The 26,537-nt window shown below is 66.5% G+C and carries 22 protein-coding genes; 12 read left to right on the forward strand and 10 right to left on the reverse strand.

Annotation, left to right across the window (positions count from 1 at the left end):
- Positions 1-170: 170 nt before the first annotated feature.
- Positions 171-734 (forward strand): GGDEF domain-containing protein, encoded by a 564-nt coding sequence (locus BVE01S_RS01395; protein ID WP_055804230.1) that lies wholly within the window; start codon positions 171-173, stop codon positions 732-734.
- Positions 735-756: 22 nt separating this feature from the next.
- Here BVE01S_RS01395 and BVE01S_RS01400 read toward each other — a convergent pair whose 3' ends face one another.
- The 3 genes from BVE01S_RS01400 to BVE01S_RS01410 form a co-directional block, all read right to left on the reverse strand.
- Entirely contained in the window at positions 757-2,559 is a 1,803-nt protein-coding gene (locus BVE01S_RS01400) for an autotransporter domain-containing protein (RefSeq protein ID WP_066623240.1), read from the reverse strand.
- A 114-nt stretch (positions 2,560-2,673) separates the two neighbouring features.
- Positions 2,674-4,566 (reverse strand): phosphoglycerate dehydrogenase, encoded by a 1,893-nt coding sequence (gene serA, locus BVE01S_RS17505; RefSeq protein ID WP_066623242.1) that lies wholly within the window; start codon positions 4,564-4,566, stop codon positions 2,674-2,676.
- A gap of 121 nt (positions 4,567-4,687) precedes the next feature.
- Positions 4,688-5,227 carry a hypothetical protein gene (locus tag BVE01S_RS01410; protein WP_055755006.1) on the reverse strand — a complete coding sequence of 180 codons (540 nt, stop codon included), beginning with the start codon at positions 5,225-5,227 and terminating at the stop codon, positions 4,688-4,690.
- 186 nt (positions 5,228-5,413) lie between these two features.
- Between BVE01S_RS01410 and BVE01S_RS01415 the strand changes: the two genes are divergently transcribed.
- Complete coding sequence (locus BVE01S_RS01415; protein WP_066623245.1) at positions 5,414-6,337, forward strand: Hsp33 family molecular chaperone; 924 nt, start codon at positions 5,414-5,416, stop codon at positions 6,335-6,337.
- 37 nt (positions 6,338-6,374) lie between these two features.
- Here the strand turns inward: BVE01S_RS01415 and phoB are convergent, their stop codons facing one another.
- The 6 genes from phoB to BVE01S_RS01445 all read right to left on the reverse strand — a co-directional run bounded on the left by phoB (position 6,375) and on the right by BVE01S_RS01445 (position 13,035).
- The gene (gene phoB / locus BVE01S_RS01420; protein ID WP_017505977.1) at positions 6,375-7,067 is read right to left on the reverse strand and encodes a phosphate regulon transcriptional regulator PhoB; all 693 of its coding nucleotides are present in this window, start codon (positions 7,065-7,067) and stop codon (positions 6,375-6,377) included.
- A gap of 20 nt (positions 7,068-7,087) precedes the next feature.
- Positions 7,088-7,813, reverse strand: coding sequence for a phosphate signaling complex protein PhoU (gene phoU, locus BVE01S_RS01425; RefSeq protein ID WP_017505976.1), 726 nt, complete (start codon positions 7,811-7,813; stop codon positions 7,088-7,090).
- Between the two features lie 4 nt (positions 7,814-7,817).
- Entirely contained in the window at positions 7,818-8,765 is a 948-nt protein-coding gene (gene pstB, locus BVE01S_RS01430; RefSeq protein ID WP_066552072.1) for a phosphate ABC transporter ATP-binding protein PstB, read from the reverse strand.
- Between the two features lie 4 nt (positions 8,766-8,769).
- Positions 8,770-10,074, reverse strand: coding sequence for a phosphate ABC transporter permease PstA (pstA, locus tag BVE01S_RS01435; RefSeq protein ID WP_066623249.1), 1,305 nt, complete (start codon positions 10,072-10,074; stop codon positions 8,770-8,772).
- On the reverse strand, positions 10,067-11,497 hold the full coding sequence (gene pstC, locus BVE01S_RS01440) for a phosphate ABC transporter permease subunit PstC (RefSeq protein WP_066623251.1): 1,431 nt from the start codon (positions 11,495-11,497) through the stop codon (positions 10,067-10,069). The genes pstA and pstC overlap by 8 nt, the downstream gene beginning before the upstream one ends.
- Positions 11,498-11,637: 140 nt before the next feature.
- Positions 11,638-13,035: an ATP-binding protein gene (locus BVE01S_RS01445; RefSeq protein ID WP_066623252.1), complete on the reverse strand. Its 1,398-nt coding sequence runs from the start codon at positions 13,033-13,035 to the stop codon at positions 11,638-11,640.
- Positions 13,036-13,179: 144 nt separating this feature from the next.
- Here BVE01S_RS01445 and BVE01S_RS01450 point away from each other — a divergent pair, with 144 nt between their 5' ends.
- From BVE01S_RS01450 to ychF, 8 genes are all read left to right on the forward strand, one after another.
- The gene (locus BVE01S_RS01450) at positions 13,180-15,468 is read left to right on the forward strand and encodes an ATP-binding protein (RefSeq protein ID WP_084375232.1); all 2,289 of its coding nucleotides are present in this window, start codon (positions 13,180-13,182) and stop codon (positions 15,466-15,468) included.
- A 134-nt stretch (positions 15,469-15,602) separates the two neighbouring features.
- Positions 15,603-16,235 carry a 50S ribosomal protein L25/general stress protein Ctc gene (locus BVE01S_RS01455; RefSeq protein WP_045810293.1) on the forward strand — a complete coding sequence of 211 codons (633 nt, stop codon included), beginning with the start codon at positions 15,603-15,605 and terminating at the stop codon, positions 16,233-16,235.
- Positions 16,236-16,321: 86 nt separating this feature from the next.
- On the forward strand, positions 16,322-16,930 hold the full coding sequence (gene pth, locus BVE01S_RS01460; RefSeq protein WP_066623254.1) for an aminoacyl-tRNA hydrolase: 609 nt from the start codon (positions 16,322-16,324) through the stop codon (positions 16,928-16,930).
- Between the two features lie 49 nt (positions 16,931-16,979).
- The gene (locus BVE01S_RS01465) at positions 16,980-17,366 is read left to right on the forward strand and encodes a hypothetical protein (RefSeq protein WP_045810295.1); all 387 of its coding nucleotides are present in this window, start codon (positions 16,980-16,982) and stop codon (positions 17,364-17,366) included.
- Positions 17,367-17,436: 70 nt separating this feature from the next.
- Positions 17,437-19,536, forward strand: coding sequence for a TonB-dependent receptor family protein (locus BVE01S_RS01470; RefSeq protein ID WP_066623256.1), 2,100 nt, complete (start codon positions 17,437-17,439; stop codon positions 19,534-19,536).
- Complete coding sequence (locus BVE01S_RS01475) at positions 19,526-20,872, forward strand: PepSY-associated TM helix domain-containing protein (protein ID WP_066623258.1); 1,347 nt, start codon at positions 19,526-19,528, stop codon at positions 20,870-20,872. The genes BVE01S_RS01470 and BVE01S_RS01475 overlap by 11 nt, the downstream gene beginning before the upstream one ends.
- A gap of 13 nt (positions 20,873-20,885) precedes the next feature.
- The gene (locus BVE01S_RS01480; protein WP_066623260.1) at positions 20,886-21,377 is read left to right on the forward strand and encodes a copper chaperone PCu(A)C; all 492 of its coding nucleotides are present in this window, start codon (positions 20,886-20,888) and stop codon (positions 21,375-21,377) included.
- A gap of 181 nt (positions 21,378-21,558) precedes the next feature.
- A complete protein-coding gene (gene ychF, locus BVE01S_RS01485) occupies positions 21,559-22,653 on the forward strand; it encodes a redox-regulated ATPase YchF (protein WP_066623261.1) in 1,095 nt (364 codons plus the stop codon).
- On the opposite strand, the gene BVE01S_RS01490 is transcribed toward ychF, so the two are convergent.
- A complete protein-coding gene (locus BVE01S_RS01490) occupies positions 22,646-23,185 on the reverse strand; it encodes a hypothetical protein (protein WP_066623263.1) in 540 nt (179 codons plus the stop codon). The two genes, ychF and BVE01S_RS01490, sit on opposite strands and share 8 nt — an antisense overlap.
- A gap of 109 nt (positions 23,186-23,294) precedes the next feature.
- Here BVE01S_RS01490 and BVE01S_RS01495 point away from each other — a divergent pair, with 109 nt between their 5' ends.
- The gene (locus BVE01S_RS01495; RefSeq protein WP_066623264.1) at positions 23,295-25,505 is read left to right on the forward strand and encodes a TonB-dependent hemoglobin/transferrin/lactoferrin family receptor; all 2,211 of its coding nucleotides are present in this window, start codon (positions 23,295-23,297) and stop codon (positions 25,503-25,505) included.
- A gap of 39 nt (positions 25,506-25,544) precedes the next feature.
- Positions 25,545-26,522 (forward strand): DUF6607 family protein, encoded by a 978-nt coding sequence (locus BVE01S_RS01500; RefSeq protein WP_066623266.1) that lies wholly within the window; start codon positions 25,545-25,547, stop codon positions 26,520-26,522.
- Positions 26,523-26,537: the final 15 nt, after the last annotated feature.

Below are 26,537 nucleotides of genomic sequence, written 5' to 3' on the forward strand. Positions count from 1 at the left end.
CTCGCGGAAAGGCGCCGGTTACAGCACGCGGGTGACGCCCGCAACCGCAACACCGTGATTTCAGCCGCGTCGGCCCGTAATGTCGGCCTTCAATGTCGGCGGATCACGCTCTACCATCGTTCGACCGCGCGACGCAGACTGAGTCGCGCCTTCGGAGCCATCCCTGCGCCGTGACCGACGTGGCCGAACACGACCTGACCGCCGAGATCGCGCGCCTGCGCGTCGAGCTGGAAGCGTGGAAGACGCGCGCCGCGGCCGCCGAGGCCGCCGCCGACCACGATGTGCTGACCCCCGCCCTGAACCGGCGCGGCTTCATCACGGCGATGCAGCGGACCATGGCTTATTGCCAGCGGCACGGGGTGCCGGCGGTGCTGCTGTATCTGGATATGGACGGGTTCAAGAGCGTCAACGACAGCCTGGGCCATGCCGCCGGCGATGCGGCCCTGGTCGCGGTGGCGGAGCTGTTCCTGGCCAATCTGCGCGAGTCGGATGCGGTGGGGCGGCTGGGCGGCGACGAGTTCGCCCTGCTGATGTTGCACGCAGGCTATGAAGAGGGCCGGGCCAAGGCGCGTCAGTTGGCCGAGGCGCTGAAGACCGAGGGCTTCGTCTGGGACGGCCAGAAAACCGAACTGGGCGGCTCGTTCGGGGTGCGCGCCTGGGACGGCCATACCGACGCCGAGGTGTGGCTGACCGAGGCCGACGCCGCCATGTGGGTGAGGAAGAAGGGGCGCTGAGGCCCCTTCCCGCCCCTGCCGCTTAAAGCGGCAGTTTCAGCTGAATGCCGCCCATGTGGCTGTCGGCGTGGTCGCCGAAGCGGCCGCGATAGCCGACCGTCACCTTGACCGGGCCAAGCGACCCCTCGACGCCGGCGGAGGCCAGGAACTGGCCGCCGAACGGATCGTCGATCTCGCGCGACAGCACCTGGGCCGGGTTGTTGTAGAGACCGACGCGCACCGGATCGGAGCTGTCGTCCAGGGCGTCGCGGTAGCCGCCTTCGGCGAACAGGCCGAACCCGCCCATTTCCGCCTCGGCGCGCAGGGCGACCTCGCCGGTCAGGGCCTTCACGGTGCGATCACCGTACTGATACTGGGCGCCGACGCCCTGTTCGTAATAGCCGTCCACGTCGCTGGACACGTAGGCGAGGGCCGCACGGGGCGACAGGGCAACGCCGCCCATGTCGAACCACATGCCGCCTTGCAGACGCGCGCCGCTGCTGAGCGCGCGGGTTTCGGCGGTGTGGACGATCGGCGCCAGGCTGGTGGTGCGTTCGATGTCGTCGATGTTGGCGCGCGCCACGCCGACGGCGGCGTTGACGAAGACATCGCCCGAGCGCCAGCCGCCATAGACGTCAAGGCCGAAGCTTTCGACGTTGAACTGCAGCGCCTGGCTTTCGACGTCGGTGTTGCGCGCCGTGCCGGCCAGACCGAAGCGCCAGTTGGCCGAAGGACCGGCCTCGAGCGCGATACGGGCGCCCCAGCCGTCGCTGGACGAGCTGGTGACCGAGCCGCGCGCGTCGGTGTCGACGCTGTCGATCAGGGCCGAGGTGGTGACGGACACGCCGGCCTCCCACGGCTGGCGACCCGACAGGGCCTCGCCGGCGGCGTCCAAGGCGTCCTCGCGGTGACGATAGGCCGTCTCGCCCTGCAAGGTCGATTGAGCGCCGATGTCGCCATAGTAGAGGTAGTCGGTCGCCAGCTGGGCGATGATCCGATGGCCCGCTGCGGTCGGGTGGACATCGTCAAAGTAGAAATAGCTGTCGGGGTTCGCGCAAACCGTCACCCCGTTGAAGCACTTATCAGTGATATTGGTGATGCCGAACAATCCTGGATTCGCCGCCAGGGTGTCGCTGACCTTGAACAGGTCCATCATGATGATGTTGCTGCCCGGACGCGCGGCGGCGGTGGCGGTCAGATTGGCCTGGAGCGCCGTGTTGAAGGTGGTCACCGCATAGTCGGCCAGCGGCGCCGCCATCTGGCCGCGGAAGAGAGGCGTCAGGCTAAGCTTGGGCAGGTTGGTGACCAGAATGGTCCCAGCGCCGGCGCCCGCCACGGTGTTGACCAGCGTGTTGACGTTAGTGGCAGCTGTAGTGGCGACCGGGGTGATGGCGGCGACCGGATTGGTTGTGAGGCCGGCGGCGGGCAGGCCCTGGAAGATGTCGTTTGCGCCGCCCAGGACGCTGACCAGATCGGTCGAGCTGAAGCGGCCGCCTGCGGCGGTGTAGCGCGACAGCTGGTTCAGCATGCCGAACGGTACGCCGGCCGAGGCGTCAGTGCGCGAGCCGCCAAAGGCGTAGTTGATGCTGCCCGTGACCGAACCGTTGAAGTTGGCGGCGTTGAAGCCCAGCAGTTCAACGAAGGTCGGACCGTTCGAGAAGCGGCGCGCATAGGGCGGCGACGGCGGCTGGGTCCCGCCCGAGATCAGAAACAGGTTGCCGTTGTCGCTGAGGCTGTCGCCGAAGACGACAAGACGGTTGTAGGTCTGGGCCGAGGCCGAGCCGGCAAAGGCGCAGGCGGCGAGCGCCAGAGCGGCGACGGCGCCGCCGGTGATGAAGCGTGACATGAAATTCCTCCCGCAGCCGTCGTTGCGCGGCCGTTCGACGTGAGGATGCGCCAGTTCGCGCAGAGCGCAAGATGCCGCGAGGTCAGCTTTGAGAAGATATTTGCGAGCGACGTATCACTGCAACGTGCGGAACTTCAGCGTGCCCGGCACCGTCTTGAGTTCGCGCAGCGCCTCTGGATCGTAGTCGCGGTCCACGTCTGTGATGACATAGCCCGTGCGCTCGTCCGTTTTCAGGTGCTGGCCGAGGATGTTCAAGCCCGCCGACGCCAGGGCGCGGTTCAGTTCGGCCAGGACGCCCGGCTGGTTCCTGTGGATGTGCAGGATGCGGTGCGCGCCTGACACCTCGGAGAGTTGGACGTTGGGCAGGTTGACGCTGAACGTCGTGTCGCCCCGGTTTAGATAGCCCAGCAGGCGTTCGGCCGCGAACTCGGCAATGGCCTCCTGCGCCTCTTCGGTCGAGCCGCCGATGTGCGGCGTCAGGATCATATTGGGCAAGCCCTGAAGCGGGCTCTCGAAGGGGTCGGCGTTGGTGCGCGGCTCTTCGGGGAACACATCGACGGCGGCGCCGGCGACCCGGCCCGAGCCGATGGCCTGGGACAGGGCGCCGACATCGACCACATGGCCGCGCGCCAGGTTCAGGAACAACGCGCCTTCCTTCATCCGGCCGAACTGGGCCGCACCGAAGATGTTGGCGTTCTCCTTGCGGCCATCGACATGCAGGGTGACCACGTCGCTTTCGGCCAGCAGCGCGTCCAGCGAGCGCATGCGGCGTGCATTGCCCAGGGCCAGGCGCTCTGACAGGTCATAGAACAGCACCCGCATACCCAGGTTTTCGGCCAACACCGACAACTGGCTGCCGATCGCGCCATAGCCGACGATGCCCAGGGTCTTGCCGCGCAGCTCCTTGGAGCCGGTCGCCGACTTGTTCCACTTGCCGACGTGCATGGCCGAGGACTTGTCCGCCACGTCGCGCATCAGGACGATCATCAGGCCGATGGCCAGCTCGACCACCGAGCGGGTGTTCGAATAGGGGGCGTTGAACACCGCCACCCCGTGATCCGACGCCGCGTCCAGGTCGATCTGGTTGGTGCCGATGCAGAAGGCCGCGACGGCCATCAGGCGATCGGCGTGTTCCAGCACACGACGGCTGACCGTGGTCTTGGAGCGGATGCCCAGGACATGGACGCCCTTGATGGCGGCGATGAGATCGTCCTCGTCCAGCGCGCCCTTCTGGGTTTCGACCGAATAGCCCGCCTCTTCCAGCCGCTCGACGGCGGCGGGGTGGATGTTTTCCAGGAGCAGCATCTTCATGCGGCTGCGCGGGAAGGACCAGCGGCCGACCAGGCCTTCGGCATGGAGCACCTCGTCGAGCGACGCGGCCTCGGCGTCGGCGACCTGGACCACCGGCGGGCGGCGCACGACCTCGGTGAAGGCGTAGAAGGCGTCGGCGGCGCCCGCGATCTTGACCTCGGCGTCGTTCCAGCCGTCGCCCACCATGACGACGCGACCGGACAGGTTCAGGCCGTGAATGGCGGTCGGCTTGCCGTTAGCGTGCGACAAGGGGTTGGCGTCGTCAACGCCCACCACGCGGTCGTCGGCGTCATAGATCAGATCGTTGCACAGCACGCGATCGGCAGAGACGCCCAGCTCTTCGGCGACGGGCGCAATCACCTCGCGGAAGCCGCCGGAGAGGATGACGACCTTGCCCTTGTGCTGCTGGAAGAAGTTCAGGTTGCGTCGCACCGACGCCGTCAGGTGGTCCGACGCGCTCTGGGCCAGGGCGGCGACATGGGCGCGGGTCAGCGGCAGCAGCGCCAGCCGGCGGCGCAAAGCCTCGCCGAATTCGATCTCCCCAGCCATAGCCTGATCTGTCAGGGCGGCGATCTGGGCGCGAGTGTCGGATGCGCCCGGCGCGTCCGCCAGGGCGATGTCGGCCAAAGCCTCAAGGGTCTCGAAATCGACCAGGGTCGAATCGAAGTCGAAGATCAGGGTGGGGCGCGCGCTCATGGGCGGCGTCTTAGCGGCCTTCGCGCCTGCGGCAAAGCCGAGCGATGCTGCTCACTGTGGGCAGATGCGCTAAAAGTTTGCCGCCCGCCGCGAGTTTCACAGGGCGAGCGGCACGAAAATATCAGAAGCGCGCGATGCGACGCACGTGGCTGTCGGGACGACGGCTTTCGAGAACCGCTGCGCCGACGGCGGCGGCGATGGTCGCCACCGCTAGCAGCGCGCCACCTTCGCGGGCGTGGTCACGCGCATATTGACCGGCGTCGTCAGCATAGCGGCGTGCCGTCTTGCCATGCTTCTTCAGCGCCTTCTTGCCGTCCTTGCGGGCCGAACGGAACCAGTCGTCGGCGCGGTCGCGCACGTCATAGGCGGTGTCTGCGGCGCGGTGGCGGGCGTCGCGCGAAAGCGCGCCGGCGCGTTCGCCGACATCCTCGGCGCGGTGGCGGAAGGCGTCCACGGCGTCATGGAAACGGTCGCGCAGTTCGGACGTATCGACCCAGCCGCGCGGATCGATACGCGACTTGATGCGCTGGTAACGAGTGGGGCCGCTGCGTTGCGTCAGATAGACGACGGCGACGGCGCCGAGCGCGACCGCGAGGAGGCTGCCGGCGGTGATGCCGGGGTGTTTGCGAATCTCTTCGATCGGATCGATGTCGCGGATCATCGGCGGAACCTCTTCAGTTATTGGTTTCATGAACAGAGCGACGGCTCCGCTTGAGCCAAAAGAGCGATCCGCGCCGAAATCGGTTCCGTCGCCCTCCCCCAGAGCGGGCGGATTAGCCCCTTATCAAGCCGCCCGCGGGCGCCTACATAGCCGCGATCCCGAAATGACGCCCCAAAGGACCTCGCCGTGACCGATCACGCGTCCAACACTCCCGTTTCCGACGATCTGGCCGCCGCCTTCCAGATCGAAGGCTGGCCCGTGCGCGGTCGCCTGGTTCGCCTGGGCGCGACCATCGACAAGATCCTGGCCGCCCACGCCTATCCCGAGCCGGTAGCCGCCCTGCTGGGCGAGGCCTGCGCTTTGGCCGCCCTGATCGGCTCCAGCCTGAAGTTCGAGGGCCGCCTGCTGGTCCAGGCTCAGGGCGACGGCCCCGTGCGCTACGTCGTCGCCGACTATGGCACCGACGGGTCGCTGCGCGGCTATTGTCGCTACGACGAGGCCGAGGTGGCCGAGGCGTCGCAGGGCTTCGCCCGTCCCGGCGCCCGATCGCTGCTGGGCCAGGGCGTCTTTATCATGACGCTGGATCGGGGCCCCGACTTCGAGCGCACCCAAGGGATCACGCCGATCGAAGGCGAGAGCCTGTCGCTGGCGGCCGAACACTATTTCCAGCAGTCGGAACAGGTGCCGACCAAGGTGCGTCTGGCCGTCGGCCAGGTTCAGACCGGGGCCGGATCGCAATGGCGCGCCGGCGGCGCGATGATCCAGATCATCGCCGGCGACGAGGCCCGCGGTTCGACCGAAGAGGTCTGGGACCGCACGCGGGCCCTGTTCGGCACGCTGGGCGATGACGAGCTGGTCGATCCGACGATCTCGCCCGAGACGCTGCTGTTCCGTCTGTTCCACGAGGACGGCGTGCGGCTGGAGGGCGCGCGAGAACTGACGGCCGTCTGCCGTTGCTCGCGCGAACGGATCGCCTCGGTCCTGGCCTCGTTCGATCCCGCCGAGCGCGCCGACATGTTGGAGGACGACGGCAAGATCCGCGTCACCTGCGAATACTGCGCCACGGTCTATGCGCTGGACCCCGACGAGGTCGTCGCAGAGCAGATCTAATTTGAAAAGGGCGGCTCCGGGAGCCGCCCTTCTTCTTTTAGCCTTCCAGATCCAGCGAATAGCCCGCCGAGCGGACCGTGCGGATGGGATTGGCGCTTTCGTCGGCGATGGCGAGGGCCTTGCGCAGGCGCCCGACGTGGACGTCGACGGTGCGGGCCTCGACATAGACGTCCGAGCCCCAGACCGCGTCCAGCAGCTGCTCGCGGCTGAACACCCGTCCGGGGTGCTGCATGAAGTGGTCCAGAAGGCGGAACTCGGTCGGGCCCAGATGGACCTCCTTGCCGTTGCGCTTCACCCGGTGCGAGACGCGATCCACGACGATGTCGCCGTGGTTCAAGCGGTCGTCGGCCAGGCCCGGACGAATGCGTCGCAGGACGGCGCGGATGCGCGCGATCAGCTCGACCATCGAAAAAGGCTTGGTCAGATAGTCGTCGGCGCCGGTGTCCAGACCGCGAACCCGGTCGCTCTCCTCGCCGCGCGCCGTCAGCATGATGATCGGCAGGTTGCGGGTCTCGGCCTTGCCGCGAATGCGACGGCAGACCTCGATGCCCGACAGCTTGGGCAGCATCCAGTCCAGCAGCACCAGATCGGGCAAACGCTCATCGATCTGGAGCATGCCCTCCTCGCCGTCGGCGGCGACGGCGACGTCGTAGCCTTCCTTTTCGAGATTGTACTGAAGAAGGGTCGCCAGCGCGTCCTCGTCTTCCATCACAAGGATATAGGGCTGCACGTCGGGTCTCCGGTCTCGGGTCAGTGCGTCGAAAGGTTCGGCGTCGGATCGGAATCCTCAGCCGTGGGCTGGGCGCGCGGGCGTTCGCCCACGATGTCCTCGCCCGTGATCTCGTAGTGAACGGTCTCGGCGATGTTGGTCGCGTGGTCACCGATCCGCTCCAGGTTCTTGGCCATGAAGAGCAGATGGGTGCAGGCGCCGATCGTGCGCGGATCGCCCATCATGTAGGTCAGCAGTTCGCGGAACAGGGCGTTGTAGTGCTCGTCGACCTCGTCGTCGGTCTGCCAGACGGCGACGGCCCGATCGAGTTCCGAGGCCGTATAGGCGTCCAACACATCGCGCAGGCGGGTCGAGACCAGCCGTCCCATCCGCTCGATCGAACGGGTCAGGGGCTGCATCGGTTGGGCTTCGGCCAGGATCAGCGCGCGCTTGGCGATGTTCTTGGCCAGGTCGCCTGTGCGCTCCAGATCGGTGGCGATCTTCATGGCGCCCAGGGTGCGGCGAAGGTCGCTGGCGACCGGCTGGCGCAGGGCGATCAGGCGGATCGCCTTCTTCTCGATATCGCGGTGCAGGGCGTCCAGCTTCAGATCGCGTTCCACCACGGCGCGGGCCAGGGCGATGTCGCGCCGGGCGACGGAGTCGATGGCGTCCGCGACCTGGGCCTCGGCCAGACCGCCCATGCGGGCGATCTCGGCCGTGATCTGGTTCAGTTCGTCGCCATAGGCTTTGACGGTGTGCTGGTTCATCGGATTAGCCGAAGCGTCCCGTGATGTAGTCGAGCGTGCGCCGTTCGCGCGGATTCTGGAAGATGTCTTCCGTATCCCCGGTCTCGACCAGACGGCCCATGTGGAAGAAGGCGGTGCGTTGCGACACGCGCGCGGCCTGGGCCATCGAGTGGGTGACGATGACGATGCAGAACCGCTCGCGCAGTTCGTCGATCAGCTCCTCGATCCGCGCTGTGGCGATGGGGTCCAGCGCCGAACAGGGCTCGTCCATCAGGATGACTTCGGGGTTTACGGCGATGGCGCGGGCGATGACCAGACGCTGCTGCTGACCGCCCGAAAGTCCCATGGCCGACGATTGCAGGCGGTCGGCGACCTCTTCCCACAGGCCGGCGCGCTTCAGCGCCTTTTCAACGACCTCGTCCATCTCGGCCTTGGACGACACCAGGCCGTGGATCTTGGGCCCGTAGGCGACGTTTTCGTAGATCGATTTCGGGAAGGGGTTCGGACGCTGGAACACCATGCCGACGCGGGCGCGCAGAAGCACCGGGTCGATGGAACGGTCGTTGATGTCCTCGCCGTCCATGGCGATGCGGCCCGTGACCTTGGCGCCGGCGATGGTGTCGTTCATGCGGTTCATGGTCCGCAAGAAGGTGGACTTGCCGCAGCCCGACGGGCCGATCAGGGCCGTGACGGTCTTGTCCGGGATGTCCAGCGAGACGTCGTAGAGCGCCTGTTTGCCCTCATAGAAGACCGAGACGTCGCGCGCGGCGATCTTGATCGGACCGACGGGCGGGCTGTCGACCACGGCGGGGCCAGACCGGGGCGTGGCGTCCTCGACGCGCGGTTCGGCGGCTGCGCTCTTGGACGGGGCGATCTCGGGCAGGACCTGACCGCCCATGCGCGGCGCTTCGGTCGGATCGACCGAACCGGCGCCGGTTTGGTCCTCGGCGGAGCGGAAAATACGGAATTTCATTCTCTTACCACCGACGCTCGAAGCGCCGCCTCAGGATAATGGCCGCCGCGTTCATGATGATCATGAAGACCAGCAGGACGATGATCGCCGCAGCGGTGCGTTCGTGGAAGGCCCGCTCCGAGGCGTTCTCCCAGATGTAAATCAGCGAGGGCAGCGCCCCGACCGGCTGGTCGATGGCGTGCGGCACGCCCGGCACGAAGCTGACCATGCCGATCAGCAGCAGCGGCGCGGTCTCGCCCAGGGCGTGGGCCATCGAGATGATGGCGCCGGTCATGACGCCGGGCATGGCCAGCGGCAGGACGTGGCTGAACACTGTCTGGGTCTTGGATGCGCCCATAGCCAGGGCGGCCTCGCGGATCGACGGGGGCACGGCTTTCAGCGCCGAACGGGTGGCGATGACCAGGGTCGGCAGGGCCATCAGCGCCAGGACCAGACCGCCGACGATGGGACTGGCGCGCGGCAGATGCATCCAGTTGATGAAGAGGGCCAGACCCAAGAGGCCGTAGACGATCGACGGCACGGCCGCGAGGTTGTTGATGTTGACCTCGATGATGTCGGTCAGCTTGTTCTTGGGCGCGAACTCTTCCAGCCAGATGGCCGCGCCAACGCCCAGCGGAATGGCGATCAGGGCCGTGACCATCAGCATCAGGGCCGAACCGACCACGGCGCCCAGGACGCCCGCCAGCTCGGGCTGGGTCGAATCGCCGTTGGTGAACAGGGCGGTGTTGAAGTGCGAGCCGATCACGCCTTCGGTCTGCATCCGGTCCAGCCAGGCAATCTGCTGGTCGGTCAGGCGGCGTTGATCCTCAGGCGTCTCCCTAGAGATTTCGCCCTTCAGATACAGATCGGCGTCGTCGGAGAGCGGCACGGCCAGGGGCACGGTTTCGCCGATGACTTCGCTACGCTTGGCGACCAGATCGGCGGCGACGAACTTCAGCTCCGACGAGAACAACCGCTTCATCTGCGCGGCCTTCGTCCCGGCCGCGTCGTCCTGAATACCCATGCGGGCCAGCTGCTGCTCGGCGGCCAGTTGCTCGAAGTTTGAGCCCTGCGGATAGGCGCGATCCACGCGCGCCGGGTCCATGAAGACCGGCACGGTGACGGTGTGGGTGTAGAAGGCGGTGTGGCCCTGCTCGACGATGCGGACAAGCAGCACGGCCAGGAACAGCATGGCGGCGGCGATGGCCAGGCGGCCATACCATTTGAAGCGTGTTTCCTTGGCGTGACGACGCTTCAGACCTGCACGCAGGCGGTCGAGACGTCCTTTGGCGGCCGCGCCGTCGATCTGATCGGGGGTCGCGTCAGTCATATTGTTCCCGATAGGTCTGCACGATCCGGTGGGCGATGATGTTCAGCATCAGGGTCACAAGGAACAGGGTCAGGCCCAGGCCGAAGGCGGACAGGGTCTTGGCGCTGTTGAACTCCTGGTCGCCGGTCAGCAGGGTCACGATCTGCACGGTGACCGTGGTGACGGTGTCCAGCGGGTTGAAGGTCAGGTTGGCGGCCAGGCCCGCGGCCATGGTCACGATCATGGTCTCGCCAATGGCGCGCGACACCGCCAGCAGCAGGGCGCCGGCGATGCCCGGCAGCGCGGCGGGCAGAAGAACCCGCTTCACCGTCTCGGACTTGGTCGCGCCCATGGCGAACGAGCCGTCACGCAGCGACTGAGGCACGGCGTTCAGAATGTCGTCGGACAGGGACGACACGAACGGGATCAGCATGATGCCCATCACGGCGCCGGCCGTCAGGGCCATCTGGTTCTGAACCAGAGCCAGGTATTGGCCGAGCCCGTCCAGCGGTCCGCCGATCAGGAAGAGGCCGATCTCGTTGAAGAAGACCCGCAGCAACGGCCCGACGGTCAGGGCGGCGAAGAAGCCGTAAACGACGGTCGGCACGCCGGCGAGGATCTCCAGGAGCGGCTTGATCACCGCGCGGGTCGTGCGGCCGGCGTATTCCGACAGATAGATAGCCGACAGCAGTCCGATGGGCGCAGCGACGCACATGGCGATGACCATGATTAGCAGGGTGCCGGCGAACAGCGGCACAGCCCCGAAGGCGCCCGAGGACCCGACCTGATCGGCGCGGATGGCGATCTGCGGGCTCCATTGCGTGCCGAACAGGAAGTCGAGAACCGGCACCTTCTGGAAGAAGCGGAAGCTGTCGAAGGCCAGGGAGGCGATGATGCCCAGGGTCGTCAGGACGGCGATGGCCGAGCAGATAAACAGGGCGCCGTAGATCCAGCCCTCGACCCGGTTGCGGGCGCGCGTCTGAGGCTTGATCTGCGTCAGGGCGAACAGGCCGCCCAGGATGGCGGCCAGGATGGCGGCGACACCGCCGCCCCACGACAGGGTGCGTTCGATGCGAACCATGCGGCGCGCCTCGACCGGCAGCTGTTCGGCCAGCGGGCGTTCCCAGATCTGGAGCGCTGCCTCTCCGCGACCCACGCGGTGGGCGTCGGCGAAGAAGGCGTCGCGACGGAACGGCTCCAGCGCCGCGACCGCATCAGGCGTGCCGACGGCGGTCAGCTGACGCTGAAGCGGGGCGGCGAAGACCGAGGCCAGGATCAAGACCAGCAGAGCCGGCGCGGCGACCCAGATCAGCGCATAGGCGCCGTGCTGGCCGGGGCGGGAATGGGGTTTTGCGCCGATCGCACGACGACGCGCCAACGTGCGTCCGCCCAAGAAGGCGGCCGCACTCAAGGCGACGAGGATCAGCAGATAAATCCAGATCATTCAGAAGTCCGAAGCGCCGTGCGCGAATCGACGACGGTCCTGAACATCGGGACCAACGCGGCGCGACTACTGCCTGCGAATGGTCAGCGGATTACGACGGGTCGATGACAGTTGGGTGACAGCGACCGTCCGTCGCGCCCTCAGCGTCGCTCTATCGGCTGGGGAAACCAAGCGGTGAAGGCGGCGCCCATGCCGGGCGCGCTTTCGACCACCAGACCGCCTTGGTGACGGTTGATGATGTGTTTGACAATGGCCAGGCCCAACCCCGTTCCCTGCCGCTCGCCGCTCTTTTGACCCTCGACCCGATAGAAGCGCTCGGTCAGGCGGGGCAGGTGTTCGCGCGCCATGCCGGGCCCATGATCACGCACCGTGACGGCGGCATAGGAGACGCCGGCCGTGCGGTCCGGCGTGACCAGCGGCAGTCGTGTGGCGCCAGGCATGCGCGAGGCCCAGGCCTCATCGAACGACAGATCCGAACGGACCGAGATTTCGACCGTGCCGTTACGTGACGAATATTTGACGGCGTTGTCGAGCAGGTTCTGCACCACCTGTAATATCTCGTCCCGATCGCCGCTGATCGACGCCCTCGCCTCGCCCTGATCCAAGGTGATGGCGATCTCCTTTTCGCGCGTCAGAACGCTGATGGCGTCGACCACGTCGGAGGCGGCGCGGTCCAGATCGACGCGGCCGGAGGGCGGAATATGCTCGTTCAGTTCGATCCGGCTGAGCGACAGCAGATCCGCGACCAGCCGCCCCATCCGGTCCGCCTGGGCCGACATGATGTCCAGGAAGCGGTCCCGCGCGACCACGTCCTCACGCGCGTGGCCCTTCAGGGTCTCGATGAAGCCGCTGAGCGAGGCCAATGGCGTGCGCAATTCGTGGCTGGCGTTGGCCAGGAAGTCCACGCGCATCATCTCGATGCGGCGCGAGTCCGTTTCGTCGCGCAGGATCAGCAGGGCCAGCTCCGACCCGGCCTTGGCTGACTCTTCGAGTGAAAGCGGCCGGGTCCAGGCGCGCCAGCGTCGGTCGCGCTGACCGCCTGTCGCATAATCCGTGGTTCGCGCCGTCCCGCCGAACAGGGCCTCGTCCACCGCCTCCAGCACGCCCGGTTCGCGAATGACCTGAACCAGCAAGGCGCCCTGTCGCTGAATGCGCAGCAGGTCGCGCGCCGCGCTGTTGGCCATGACGATGCGTCGCCCGGCGATGTCGTCCGGCTCGCCGCCGCTGACCACCAGCACCGGATCGTCCAGCGCCTCGAATACCCGGTCGAGAAGATCGCCTGTCACCATGTCGATGGCGGGCTCGGTCGCAGCGCCCTGGTTGGCCGCCGGCTCAGCCCTGGCCGCCTCGTTCATGTTCAACAGCCAGGCCGAGGCCGCCACGATCACCGCCCCGCCGACCAGCCAGTTCGCAAGTTCGGGATGCAGAATCGCCAGCACGAGCAGGGTCACGATGGCGATGCCGATGCTGGCGCCGACCGTCCACAGCCGCGAGGTGGAGACCGGCGCGACAGGCGATGGCGAGACTTCGTAAGGCATGGGTCCGGGCGACCTCGAACTGAAGAACGATTCCGATCCTTGCACGGATTCTGTGACGGCGTGCCGACAGCCTGAGGCGCCCATAAGCTTCGCCGCACGGTTTCTTTAGGATTGTCGCCTATCGTACACCCAAGGGGAGGCCTCGTGGACCGCATCATCCATTGCATTGCGCACGATCACGACTGGCGGATCACGGTGTTCGCTGCGCTGATCTGCATGGCCGGTCTGGGCGTGTCGACCCATGTCATGCACAAGATGGGCCGGCGCGACCCCGATCGACGACGCCGCGCGATCCTGCTGGCCGTCATGATCGGGGCCCTGTCGATCTGGGCGACCCATTTCGTGGCCATGCAGGGGTTCGTGGCCGGCGTGCCGGTGCGTTACAATCCGTTCCTGACGGTCGCCTCCCTGGGGATCGCGCTGGCCATGATCGGCCTGACGATCGGCTCGACGTTGATGGGCAAGGGCCGCATGTGGCGCGTGCTCGCCGCGGTGATCGCCGTCGCCGGCGTCGGAGCCATGCATTACCTCGGTATGGCCGCTATCAAGGCGCCCGCGCACATCAGTTGGGATCCCGGCCTTGTCGCCCTGTCCATCATCGCGGCTCTGGCGATCGGCGGTGCGACGGCCTTCTTCTATCGTCGAGGCGGCCTGCTGCGCCTGCTGGCGACGACTACGGGACTGTCCGCGACCGTCATCGTTCTTCACTTCATCGGCATGGCGGCCATCACGGTGACGCCGGACCCGACCGTCGCCGCCGACCAGGGGCTGTCGAGCGAGGCGATGAGACTGCTGCTGGCCGCCATTCTGCTGATGATCTGCACGGCCGCCGCTGTCCTGGGCATGATGGCCTACATTTCGCGCGCCACCGCGCTGCGCCGTATCCGCGAAGCGGTGGACGCCATGCCCGACGGCTTGGGCTTTTATGATTCCAAGGATCGGCTGGTGCTTTGGAATGCCCGCTATGCCGAGGTGAACCCCGAGCTCGAGCCGCATCTGGTCGTCGGCCTGACGTTCCGCGAGGCCCTGCGGATCGGCATCGACGAAGGCCGCTATCAGGAGGCGGCTGGTCGCGAAGAGGAGTGGCTGAACGAGCGCATGCAGGCGCGTCGTCAGCTGTCATCGAACAGCGAGCAACAGGTCGCCGGCGGGCGTTGGCTGCGTATTCAGGACCGCCGTACGTCCGAGGGCGGAACCGTCACGGTCTGCAACGACATCACCGATCTGAAGCGCGACGCCGAGGCCCTGTCCGAAGCACGTGACGCGGCCGAGGCCGCCAATGTCGCCAAGAGCCAGTTTCTGGCCAACATGAGCCATGAGATCCGCACGCCGTTGAACGGTGTGATCGGCCTGTCCCAGGCCCTGGCCAAGACCGATCTGACGGCTGAGCAGCGTGAGATGCTGGATTTGATGCAGGCGTCGGGAAAGACACTGCAGACCCTGCTGAGCGACATCCTGGATCTGGCGCGCGTCGAATCGGGCAAGCTGGAACTGACCGAAGACGCCTTCGAATTGGCGACGGTCGTGCGCGAGGCGGCTCAGCTCTATGCCGAAAACGCGCGTGAGAAGCATCTCGACTTCCATGTGGATATCGATCTTGAGGACGACGTCTGGATCTTGGGCGATGCGGTGCGCCTGAAGCAGGTGCTGACCAATCTGATCTCGAACGCCGTCAAGTTCACCAGCAAGGGCTTTGTCGGCCTGATCGTGCAGCGTGGCGCGGACCGCGATGGCTCGCCCGTGCTGCGCTTCACCGTCGAGGACAGCGGCATCGGCTTTGACGCCGCGACGCGGGCGCGCCTGTTCAGCCGGTTCGAACAGGCCGACGGCGGCATCACGCGCAAGTTCGGCGGCTCGGGTCTTGGCCTGTCCATCTGTCGTCAGTTGGCCGAGATGATGGGCGGCGACCTGGGCTGCGAGAGCGAACCCGGCGGCGGCGCGGCCTTTATCCTGACGTTGCCGCTTAGACAGACCCAGGCCCCGTCGCGCAAGGAGCCGGCGCCGGCCCAACCCGCCGTCGTGGAGCAGGCGCGGACGATCCGCGTGCTGGTCGCCGACGACCATCCGACCAACCGCCGCGTCATCGAACTGATTCTGGCGCAGACGCCGACGCAGATCGTGATCGCCGAGAACGGCGCCCAGGCGCTGGAAAGTTTCCGGGCCGACACCTTCGACCTGGTGCTGATGGACATGCAGATGCCCATCATGGACGGGCTGACCGCGACGCAGGAGATTCGCCTGCACGAGGCGACGATGGGCCTGGATCGCACGCCGATCGTCATGCTGACCGCCAACGCCATGCCAGAGCACGTCGCCGCCGGACGCGCGGCCGGGGCGGACCACCACCTGGCCAAGCCGTTCAACGCCGCCGAGCTGCTGGGCATCGTCGCGGCGCCTACGTCGCTGATGAAGGATCGCGCGAGGGCGGCGTGAAGCGGAACCTTTGACGGTTGCGCCTTGGACCTGATGCGTGTAATAGCCCGCGCTCTTGAATTCGAGGGTTCATCACCCCCGCCGCGAGAGCCCCGGGTTGGCGCGGCGTTTCCGTTGTTGTTGAGGCGAGCCACATGGCCGAGATCATTCTGAACGTGGACGTCCGCGATGGCGTCGGCACCGGCGGCGCTCGCGCTGCGCGTCGCGCCGGTTTCGTGCCGGGCGTCCTTTACGGCGGCGAGCAAGCCCCCGTCGCCATTTCGGTGAACGAGAAGGACTTCCGCAAGTCGCTCTACACCGGCAAGCTGCTGGGCCATCTGGTGACCCTGAAGTACGGCGACGAGACCCAGCCGGTCATCGCCAAGGACGTGCAGTTCGACCCCGTTTCGGACCGCCCCCTGCACTTCGACCTGATGCGCGTCGATGAGAAGGCTCCGGTCAAGATCGAAGTGCCGGTGCACTTCCTGAACGCCGATGAAGCGCCCTACTCGCGTCAGGGCGGCTCGCTGGAGATCGTCCGTCACGCCGTCGAGATCCTGGTCCGCGCCGACCAGATCCCGGAAGAACTGGTTGTCGATCTGGCCAAGGCCGAAATCGGCGACACCATCCGCATCTCGGACATCAAGCTGCCCAAGGGCGCGGAAGCCACCATCACCGACCGCGACTTCGTGATCGCCACGGTCAAGATCTCGTCGGCCGCCCTGTCGGAAGCTGCTGACGAAGCCGCTGACGCCGAGGCCGCCCCGGCCGAGAAGACCGAAGACTGATCCTTCGTCGCTTCGACAAGATCACGCCCCGCCCGGTTCGCCGTGCGGGGCTTTTCTTTGCCTGACGCAAACGGCAAGAGGACGCCATGATCATCATCGCGGGGCTCGGCAATCCGGGCGGGAAATACGAAAAGAACCGACACAACATCGGCTTCATGGCCGCCGACGAGATCGCGCGCCGGTGGCGGTTCGGTCCAGAGCGCGCCAAGTTCCAGTCGATCGTCAGCGAGGGTCTGATCGACGGGACCAAGGTCCTGCTGATGAAACCCCAGACCTATATGAACGAAAGCGGTCGGGCGGTCGGCGAGGCGGCGCGGTTCTACAAAATCAAGCCGAGCGAAATCATCGTCTTCCACGACGAGATCGACCTGGCCCCTGGGCGGTTCCGTATGAAGACCGGCGGCGGCGCGGCCGGCCAGAACGGCATCCGCTCCCTGATCAGTCATCTAGGCGCCGACTTCCGACGCGCGCGCATGGGCATCGGCCATCCGGGCGAAAAGGAACTGGTCATGCCCCACGTCCTGGGCGACTTCCACAAGGCGGAACAGCCCTGGCTGGACGCCATGCTTCAAGCCTGCGCCGACGCCCTGCCCTTCGCGGTGGCGGGCGATGACGAACGCTATCAGGGCGAGGTCATGCGCCTGGCCCCCGCGCCCAAGTTCAGCCCCCGCCAGGCCGCGCGCGGCGAGCTTTAGGACAAACCGCCGCCTATCGCGTCGTCGCAAAACGCCGTAGAGGCCAGACGTGACCCGCGCCCAGGCCGACAATTGGTCGATCTCGCAATCGCTCGCCTTCTTGGCGGCGGTGTTTGCGCTCGTGCTTGGAACCCTGTTGCCGTTCGCGGCTCTCGCGGCGGTCCAGCCGGGCCACCCGCTGGTCATCTGTTCGGCGGAAGGCCCCCAGACGATCCAGTCCGGCGGCATGGACGGCCCGGTCAATAAGCACGTCGGGGCCAAATGCGCCGCCTGCGTCATGCCGTTGGCCGCCGCCCTGCCCTGCCCGCCTGCGCCCGAGCCGGCGCCGGTGGTCCGCACCGTCGAGCGCGTCGTCTATGTCGCCGCCAGCGTCAGCCCGCCGCCGCCCGCGCGCGCGCCGCCGCGTCCGCCGTCCACCGCCCCACCCCACGCCTGAACCAGACCCCAAACCCGCGCGCCGGCCTCAGCGCCCGCGCGCCGTCTCGTTCTGATTTCAGGTTCAATCCATGTCCTTCAAGACTACCGCAGCGCCCTGCGCGCTGCTGCTCGCCGCCCTTTCCAACGCCGGTTGGACGAGCCCCGTCCTGGCCCGGCAGACGCCCGAACCGGCTTTGCTGGACAGCGTCATCGTCACCGGCCGCCGCAACGCCGAGGATCCCACCGTTGTTGCAGAAGCCCGCGCCCTGTTGTCTCGCACGCCCGGCGCCGTTGCGGTCGTCGCCTCTGAAACCTATCAGGACCGCTACGCCCTGACCTTCGCCGATACGCTTCGCAGCGTGCCAGGCGTCTTCGCACAACGCCGCTGGGGCGAGGAGGTGCGGTTGTCGATTCGCGGCTCGGGCATCGGCAACGGCGCGCACCTGCGCGGCGTGCTGCTGGCCCAGGACGGCGTGCCCTTCAATGCGCCCGACGGTTTTGGCGAGTTTCAGGAGATCGATCCCCTGATCGCGCGCCACATCGATGTGTTCAAGGGCGGCAACGCCCTGCGCTTCGGCGGCGCCGCCCTGGGCGGTGCGATCAATGTCGTGACGCCGACTGGGCGCACGGCCGCGAGCCGGAACCTGATCCGGGTCGAGAGCGGATCGTTCGATACCCTGCGCGGCCATGTCGCCCTGGCGCGCGACTGGGGCGACTGGGACCTGTACGCGGCCGCCACCGTGGCCAGTTCGGACGGGTTCCGGGACAATCAAAGCTCAGATTCAAAACGCCTGACGCTCAATCTGGGCCGGTCGTTCGGCGAAGGTCGTGAGTTGCGGCTGATCGTTCAGGGCAATGATCTGGACCAGTCGGTGTCTTCCGCCGTCACCCGTCAGCAGGCCCTTACCAACCCGACCGCCGTACCGGCGAACAATAACACGCTGGCCTTTGCGCGCGACGTGAAATCCTTGAGAAGCACCCTTCTGGGTCGCTGGCGCGTGGATGACAGCCTGTCGTTTGAAGGGGCCGTCTATGTAGTGGACAAGGATCTTTATCACCCCATTTCCATCGTCATCGATCAGAACAGCCTGCAGTGGGGCGGCTATGGCCGACTGGACTGGAACGGTCGGCTGGGCGGCATGAGGGCTGACGCCTATACGGGGATCAGCTATCGCGGCGGGACGACGGACGCCTTCACCTTCGTGGCGGCAGGTGGCGCACGTCCAGGCGCCAAGATCGGCGATTCGGTTCAGGACGCGACCGGCATCGACATCTTCGCCGAAGGCCGCCTGTTCGTCACGGACCGTCTGGCTCTGGTCGCGGGCGGCAGCTACGGCCGTGCGGAGCGGGACTACACAAACAACCTGGTCCCAGCCAACAATGCCGACGCGACCTTTGACTGGTTCGCGCCGCGCATCGGCCTGCTATGGGAAAATGAGATGGGCGCCCAGATTTACGCTAATCTTACGCGCTCGGTGGAGGCGCCCAGCTATGGCGCCTTGGTGCAGGGCAACGTGCCGAAGTTCGTGCCCGTCGACATCCAGGATGCCTGGACAGCCGAGGTCGGCGCCCGCGGCCGTCGCGGTCCCTTCACTTACGATCTGTCGGCCTATCGCGCCCAGATCGAAGGCGAACTGCTGAACTACAGCGTCAATCCGACCCTGAACATTCCCGCCGCGACCTTCAATGCTAACGATACCGTCCATCAGGGCATCGAAGCGGGGCTGGACTGGCGGATTATCGACAGCACCGATGGTCGCCTGACGCTGCGCCAAACTTACGCCTGGTCAGATTTCTTCTTCAAGAACGACAGTGTCTACGGCGACAATCGTCTGCCGGTCGTGCCGGAGCATCTCTACCGGGCCGAGTTGAAATATGCCCATCCGGCGGGCTGGTTCGTGGCGCCTAGCGTCGAATGGTCGCCGACGGACGTGCTGATCGATTACGCCAACACGCGCAGCGCCACAGATGGAACGCCGCTGACGGCGCCTGACTACGCCATTCTGTCGTTCAATGCGGGCTGGAGTTTGCGAGGTGGAGTTTCACTGTTCTTGGATGCGCGCAACCTGACCGACGAGCGCTACATTTCGACCGTCAACGCCGTGACGGACGCCACTAAAGTCGCGACTGCCGTCTTTGTGCCCGGCGAAGGACGTTCGGCCTATGTGGGATTGCGTTATGCGTTCTGAGTCTGGCGACGCCTCAATTTTAGGCTCCTATCGCGCGGTTTGGCGCTGGCACTTCTATGCCGGCGTCTTCGTCATGCCGGTGCTGATGCTGCTGGCCCTGACGGGGGGGCTTTATCTATTCAAGGACGAGATCGACGGCTTTCTGTATCGCGACATGATCCGCGTGCCGGCGGTTCAGGCCGAAGCGGCGCCGGATGCGTGGGTGGCTTCGGCCGCCCAGGCCGCAGGCGGCGGGCGGGTCGCCAATCTGGTCATGCCTGCGCGCGACGATCAGGCGATCCGGCTGCGGGTCGATCGACCCGATGGGATGCAGAAGACGGTCTTCGTCGATCCGCACACCGGCCGGGCCACCGGCGTCATTCCGGCCGGCGGGTTCATGGAGCTGGTCAAGAAGACGCACAGCCTGACCCTGCTGGGGCGGCCGTTCAACATCCTGGTCGAAATCGTCGCCGGCTGGACGATCATTCTGTTCGCCACGGGGCTTTATCTGTGGTGGCCGCGCGGCCGGGGCGTGGCGACCTTTGCACCGCAAACGACCGACAGCCGCCGCCGACCGTTCTGGCGCGACCTGCATGCGCTGACGGGTTTCTATGTCGGCGGAGTGGTGCTGTTTCTGGCCGTGACCGGCATGCCGTGGTCCGCGGTCTGGGGCGACAAGGTCATGGGGGCGGTCAAGGAGACGGGGCTCGGTCGGCCGCCCGCACCCGTCGCCGGCGCCTGGCAGAGGGCGCAGCACCACGATGCGCCGGTCGGGGCCGGCTGGACCATGGAGGGGATGGTGATGACCCACGACCACGCCGGCCATGGCGGCCTGGCGCAGGTTCTGCGAGTCGCGGATCAGGCCGGTCTGGCGCGCCCCTATACGGTGAACATCCCCAAGGCCGATGACACCGCCTATACGCTGACGACCCAGGCGACACGGGTTCAGGACAGCCGGTCGCTCTACGTCGATGCGGCCTCCGGGCGGCTGCTGGGCGACATCGGCTATGACCAGTTCGGCGTCGGCGCCAAGGCCATCGAGTTCGGCATCTATACGCACCAGGGCACGCAGTTCGGACAGGCGAACCGCATCGTCATGCTGCTGGGCTGCATCGGCGTGTGGCTATTGGCGATCAGCGGCCTGGCCATGTGGTGGAAGCGCCGCCCGCCCAATCTGTCGCGCCGCCGCCTGGGCGCGCCGCCCGCCCCGCCGGGACCGCGTGCGCGCGCCGCTGTCCTCGGCATCGTCCTGCCCCTCGCCATCCTCTATCCCCTGACGGGACTGAGCCTGATCGCGGCCGTATTGCTCGACCGAGCCCTGCGTCCGATGATCCGGCGCCGTTCCGCCGCCTCGTGAAAGACCTGACGCCATGAAGACCAAACTCGCCCTCGCCGCCGCCGCCCTGTCGCTGGCGGCCTGCAATCCGTCCCAGCCGGCCAAGGCGCCCGCGGCTGAGACGCCGACGGCGACCGCCGCCGTGAGCGCGACCGACGCCTGGTGCCGCCCGTCGCCGAACGGGGCCAAGGCCGGCGGCTGCTATGTCACCCTGACCGCCGCGACCGACGACAGGCTAACGGGGGGATCGACCCCGCGCGCCGCATCGCTTCAGGTCCACGAGATGAAGACCGAGAACGGCATGATGAAGATGGCCGAGCTGACGGCGGGCCTGCCCCTGCCCGCCGGTCAGGCCGTGGCCTTGGCGCCGGGCGGCAACCACCTGATGCTGATCGGCCTGACCGCGCCTCTGGTCGCCGGCGAGACGGTGCCGCTGACGTTCCAGTTCGCGTCGGCGCCGGCGATCACGGTTCAGGCTCAGGTTCGCCAACCGGCCATGGACGGCATGGATCACAGCGCCCACTGACCTCAGTTGAAGCGCGAGCCTGACAAACGGCTCTGAACCCGCAAGAACCTGATCGTTCAAGGTGGCCTCGCCACCGAGGACGTGAATCAGGTTCTCGCTTAAATTCGGAGCCTGATCTTTCCGAAAACCGCTTACACTTTTCGGGATCAGGCTCTAAGGCTCGCGCCTCACGAGGAATACCATGGCTCTTAAAGTCGCGATCGTCGGCCTGCCCAACGTCGGCAAGTCCACCCTGTTCAACGCCCTGACCAAGACGGCGGCGGCCCAGGCGGCCAACTATCCGTTCTGCACCATCGAGCCGAACACCGGCGACGTGGCGGTGCCCGAGGCGCGTCTGAACGCCCTGGCCGAGATCGCCGGATCGAAAGAGATCATCCCAGCCCGCATCACCTTTGTCGACGTCGCCGGCCTTGTGCGCGGCGCGTCCAAGGGCGAGGGCCTGGGCAACCAGTTCCTGGCCAACATCCGCGACTGCGACGCCGTGGCCTTCGTGGCGCGCTGCTTCGTCGATGACGACATCACCCACGTCGAGGATCGCATCGATCCGATCGCCGATCTGGAGATCATCGAAACCGAACTGATGCTGGCCGACATGGAGAGCCTGGAGCGCCGCCGGCCGCAGCTGGAGAAGCGCGCCAAGGGCGGCGACAAGGAATCCGTCCTGACGCTGAAGCTGGTCGATCTGGCCCTGGCCCAGCTGAACGCCGGCAAGCCCGCTCGCACCGCCGAAGTGTCCAAGGAGGACATCAAGGCCTGGCACATGCTGCAACTGCTGACGGCGCTTCCCGCCCTCTATGTCTCGAACGTCGAGGAAGGCTCGGCCGACAAGGGCAACGACCTGTCGGACAAGGTCGCGGCCCGCGCCGCCCAGGACAACGCCAACTCGGTCGTCATCTCGGCCCAGATCGAATCCGAGATCGCCGTACTGGACGACGAGGAACAGAAGGAGTTCCTGGAGACCCTGGGTCTTGAAGAGCCCGGCCTGAATCGTCTGATCCGCGAGGCCTACAAGCTGCTGGGCCTGCAGACCTATTTCACGGTCGGGCCCAAGGAAGCCCGCGCCTGGACCATCAATGTCGGCGACACCGCGCCCCAGGCGGCCGGCGTGATCCACACCGACTTCGAAAAGGGTTTCATTCGCGCCGAGACCATCGCTTTCGACGACTTTGTCGCTCTGCGTGGGGAAGCCAAGGCGCGCGAGGCCGGCAAGCTGCGCGCTGAAGGCAAGTCTTATGTCGTCAAGGACGGCGACGTGATGAACTTTCTGTTCAACTAGGCGGCGCGGCAGGCGGGGTTTCGGCCCCGTCCTTCTTCATCATCATTTCCAGCGGATTGGCGGGATCGGGCGCGCGCGGCGAACCGGGGCAGCGCGCCAGCTTGGTCGTCAGCATATCACGATCCACATAGGTCAGGGTCAGCACATCCCCGGCTGCACCCATGTGCACACGCTCGCTCACGGCCCGGCCCTGCGCCATGCACGACAGGGTGGCGACATAGCCTGAGCCCCGCTCGTCAATTCGCGCGATGTCGCACTTGCGGTCATAGGCGTCGAACCGCATCGGCGTGATGGTGATGGGACTGTTCTGGCCCTGAGGCTGAGCGCACCAGGCGGGATTGGCCGCCCACACGCCCACGAAACTGCGGGGCCCGCGAGACGCCAGCGACGACGGTCCCGGCGCCTCGACCGGCTGCATGGCTTCCGGCGTGCGAAGCGGCGCGGCCGGTTCATTCGGCGGATTGACCCGATCGTCTCCACAGGCAGCAAGGAGGGCGAAGGCGCCAAGCGCCGCAAGCAGGGCCGTTTTCATCTCCCCACAACGCAACGGCCAAGGTTCAGGTTCAACGCACCTAATTATTGCGGTTGATTCTGATAGTCGTTCGCATTACCACCCTGTCAATCACTAAGCGGGGCTATTGATGCGTACTCTTTTCCTCCTTTCCACCGCCGCGACCGCCATTGGGTCGGCCCTGATCGCCCAGCCCGTTCGCGCCGAAACGTCCGTCACCGTCTCGCCCGCCTCAGAGGTCGATCCGGTCGTCGTCCTGGGCACCCGTTCGCGGCGCTTGGCGTCCAATGTCCCCGGCACGGTGAGCGTCATCGACGCCGAGCAGATCGAGACCCTGCTGGCGACGGACATCAAGGACCTGATCCGGTTCGAGCCGGGCGTCAGCGTCCCCACCTCCCCTGCGCGCTTCAGCCTGGCCCTGTCCGGCGCGGGCCGCGACGCCAATTCCGGCTTCACAATTCGCGGCATGGGCGGCGACCGGGTGCTGATCATCAACGATGGCGTGCGTCTGCCGGCGGGCTTCTCCTTCGGGGCGCAGGCGGTCGGTCGTGGCGGTTACAACGATCTGGATCTGGTCAAGTCGGTCGAGATTTTGCGCGGCCCGGCTTCCGCGCTTTACGGCTCTGACGGCATCGCCGGCGCCGTAGCCTTCACCACCAAGGATCCGTCGGATTTCCTGGTCGGAGATCAGACCTTCGACGCCCGCGGACGCGTGGCCTACAACTCTGCGGACGAAGGCTGGACCGAGGGCGTGGCCTTTGCCGGTCGGTCAGGATCGCTGTCGGGCCTGTTGGCCTATACGCGTCGCGATGCGCAGGAGACGGAGAACAAGGGATCGGTCGCCGGCGTCGGCGCGACCCGTACCGAACCCAACCCTCAGGATTTCAGCTCCAACGCCTATCTCGGCAAGCTGGTGTGGGAGGTGAACCCGAACCACACGCTGCGCCTGACCTATGACCATCTGGATTCGGAGATGGACGGCGACGCGCTGAGTAGCCGCTCGGCGACCGTTTTGGCCGTCACCGCCCACGACGAGACCCAGCGCGACCGCGTCAGTACGGACTGGCGCTTCCAGGACTTTGCCGGCCTCAGCGACGGCTCGGTCTCGGTCTATTGGCAGGACGCCACGACGCGTCAGTACACCTTCGAGGATCGCGCGACCTTGGCCGACCGCGTGCGCGACACCACCTTCGACAACACCGTCTATGGCTTCGCCGCCCAAGGCGCCCGCGTCTTCGGCGAGGGAAGCGCGGTTCAGCACCGCGTCACCTTCGGCGGCGACTGGTCGATGACGAAACAGGAAGGCCTCCGCGACGGCGTGACCCCGCCGGTGGGCGAGACCTTCCCCATCCGCGCCTTCCCCAAGACCGAGTTCCAGCTGGCCGGCCTGTTCTTGCAGGACGAGATCGAACTGCTGGATGGGGCGCTCAGCATCATTCCGGCCGTCCGCTATGACTGGTATGATCTGTCACCCAAGGTCGACGCCCAATTCCCTGCGGCGGCTTCGGGCCAGAGCGACGATCACATCTCGCCCAAGCTGGGCGTGGTCTATTGGACCGGGGCACACCTGGGCGTCTTCGCCAACTACAGCCTGGGCTTTCGCGCGCCGTCGCCGATGCAGGTGAACAACTATTTCGAGAATCCGGTCTTCGGCTATCGCTCGATCCCGAACCCGAACCTGTCGCCCGAGACCAGCGAGAGCGTCGAGGCCGGCTTCCGTCTGCGCGATATCGACGTGGCGAGCGGCAAGCTGCGCCTGAACACCACCGCCTTCGCCACCCACTACGACGACTTCATCGATCAGGTCGCAGTCAGCGGCACGGGCGTCCCCGGCGTTGATCCGCTGGTTTATCAGTACGTGAACCTGACCGAGGTGGACATCCGGGGCCTGGAAGCGCGCGCCGACCTGTATTGGGACAACGGCTTCAGCCTGATCGGCTCTGCCGCCTACGCCGAGGGCGAACAGACCACCGATGGCCGTCGAACGGCGCTTGGCAGCCTCGATCCGGTGAAGGTGGTCGCGGGCCTGAACTACGCTGCGCCGTCTGGCGCCTGGGGCGGATCGGCGACCGTCACCTGGTCGGGCAAGAAGGACCAGACGACCTATAATCTGTCGTGTGCGAACGCCTGTTATCTGGGCGACAGCTTCACCCTGCTGGACCTGACAGCCTATTGGAATGTGACGGAGCGGACGACGCTGCGCGCCGGCGCCTTCAACGTCTTCGACGAGACCTATGGCTGGTGGAGCGATGTGCGCGGTCTGTCCGCCACATCCACCGTCAAGGATGCCTACACCCAGCCCGGCCGCAACTTCGGCGTCTCCCTGACCCTGCGCCTGTAAGCGACCATGAAATCTTCCCCTACTTCAAGGAGCCGCCCGATGCGCGCCATTCTGATCGCCGCTGCCCTGCTGACGACGACGGCTCCGGTCGCGCTGGCCCAGGAGGCGACCGCCACGACCACGGCGACTGCGACGCCGGCCAACGCCTTCGAACGGGATCGCCAGTCAATCCTGGCCCAGGCCGGTCAGTACCGCGTCCACTTCGACATGCGCGAAAACGTGAGCTTCCGCGCCGATTACGACCCGCTGGAAGAGAAGCTGTCGGGCGGCAGCGAGATCGTGCGCGTCGTCTACGACAAAGGCGACCGCATCAGCCTTCAGCACATCCTGGTGATGGAGCATGAGGGCCAGGTGATGGTCATCAAACACTGGCGTCATGACTGGGTCTATCAGCCCCAGACGGTCCTGACCTATGCCGGGCCGAACCAGTGGACGTTGACGGCGGTGCCAGAGGCCGAGCGCGCCGGCGCTTGGTCACAAACGGTATGGCAGACCGATGACTCGCCTCGCTACGGCGGCGTCGGCCGCTGGACCTATGACAACGGCCTATCGGCTTGGACCTCGAACGCCACGTGGCGGCCTCTGGCGCGTCGCGATGCGGTTCGCAATCCCGTCTATGACCGGTATCTCGGCACCAACCGCCATATCCTGAAGCCGGACGGCTGGGTGCATATCCAGGACAATATGAAGATGTCGGGCAGGGCCGGCGGCGAACCCATCGCCATCGTGCAGGAAGACGTGATCAACACCTATGACCGGTCCACCAGCTATTCGCCCCAAGCCGGCGACGACTACTGGATCAAGACCCAAGGTTTCTGGTCCGCCGTGCGCGACGCCTGGGACGCCGCCATAGCCGCCCATAACGGCGTCCATCTGCAGGAGGCCGGAGACACGGGCTCCGTCACCGGCAGGCCGTTGATGGATCTGGCGCAACAGATCGCAGACGGCAAGACGACCGAGGTCGAGGCCATCGCCAAGGCCCGCGCCCTGATCGCCGAGGCCACGACGCCGCGCTGACCATCCCCAGCGCGG

This window comes from Brevundimonas vesicularis NBRC 12165 (assembly GCF_001592205.1).
GTDB classification, from domain to species: Bacteria; Pseudomonadota; Alphaproteobacteria; order Caulobacterales; family Caulobacteraceae; genus Brevundimonas; species Brevundimonas vesicularis.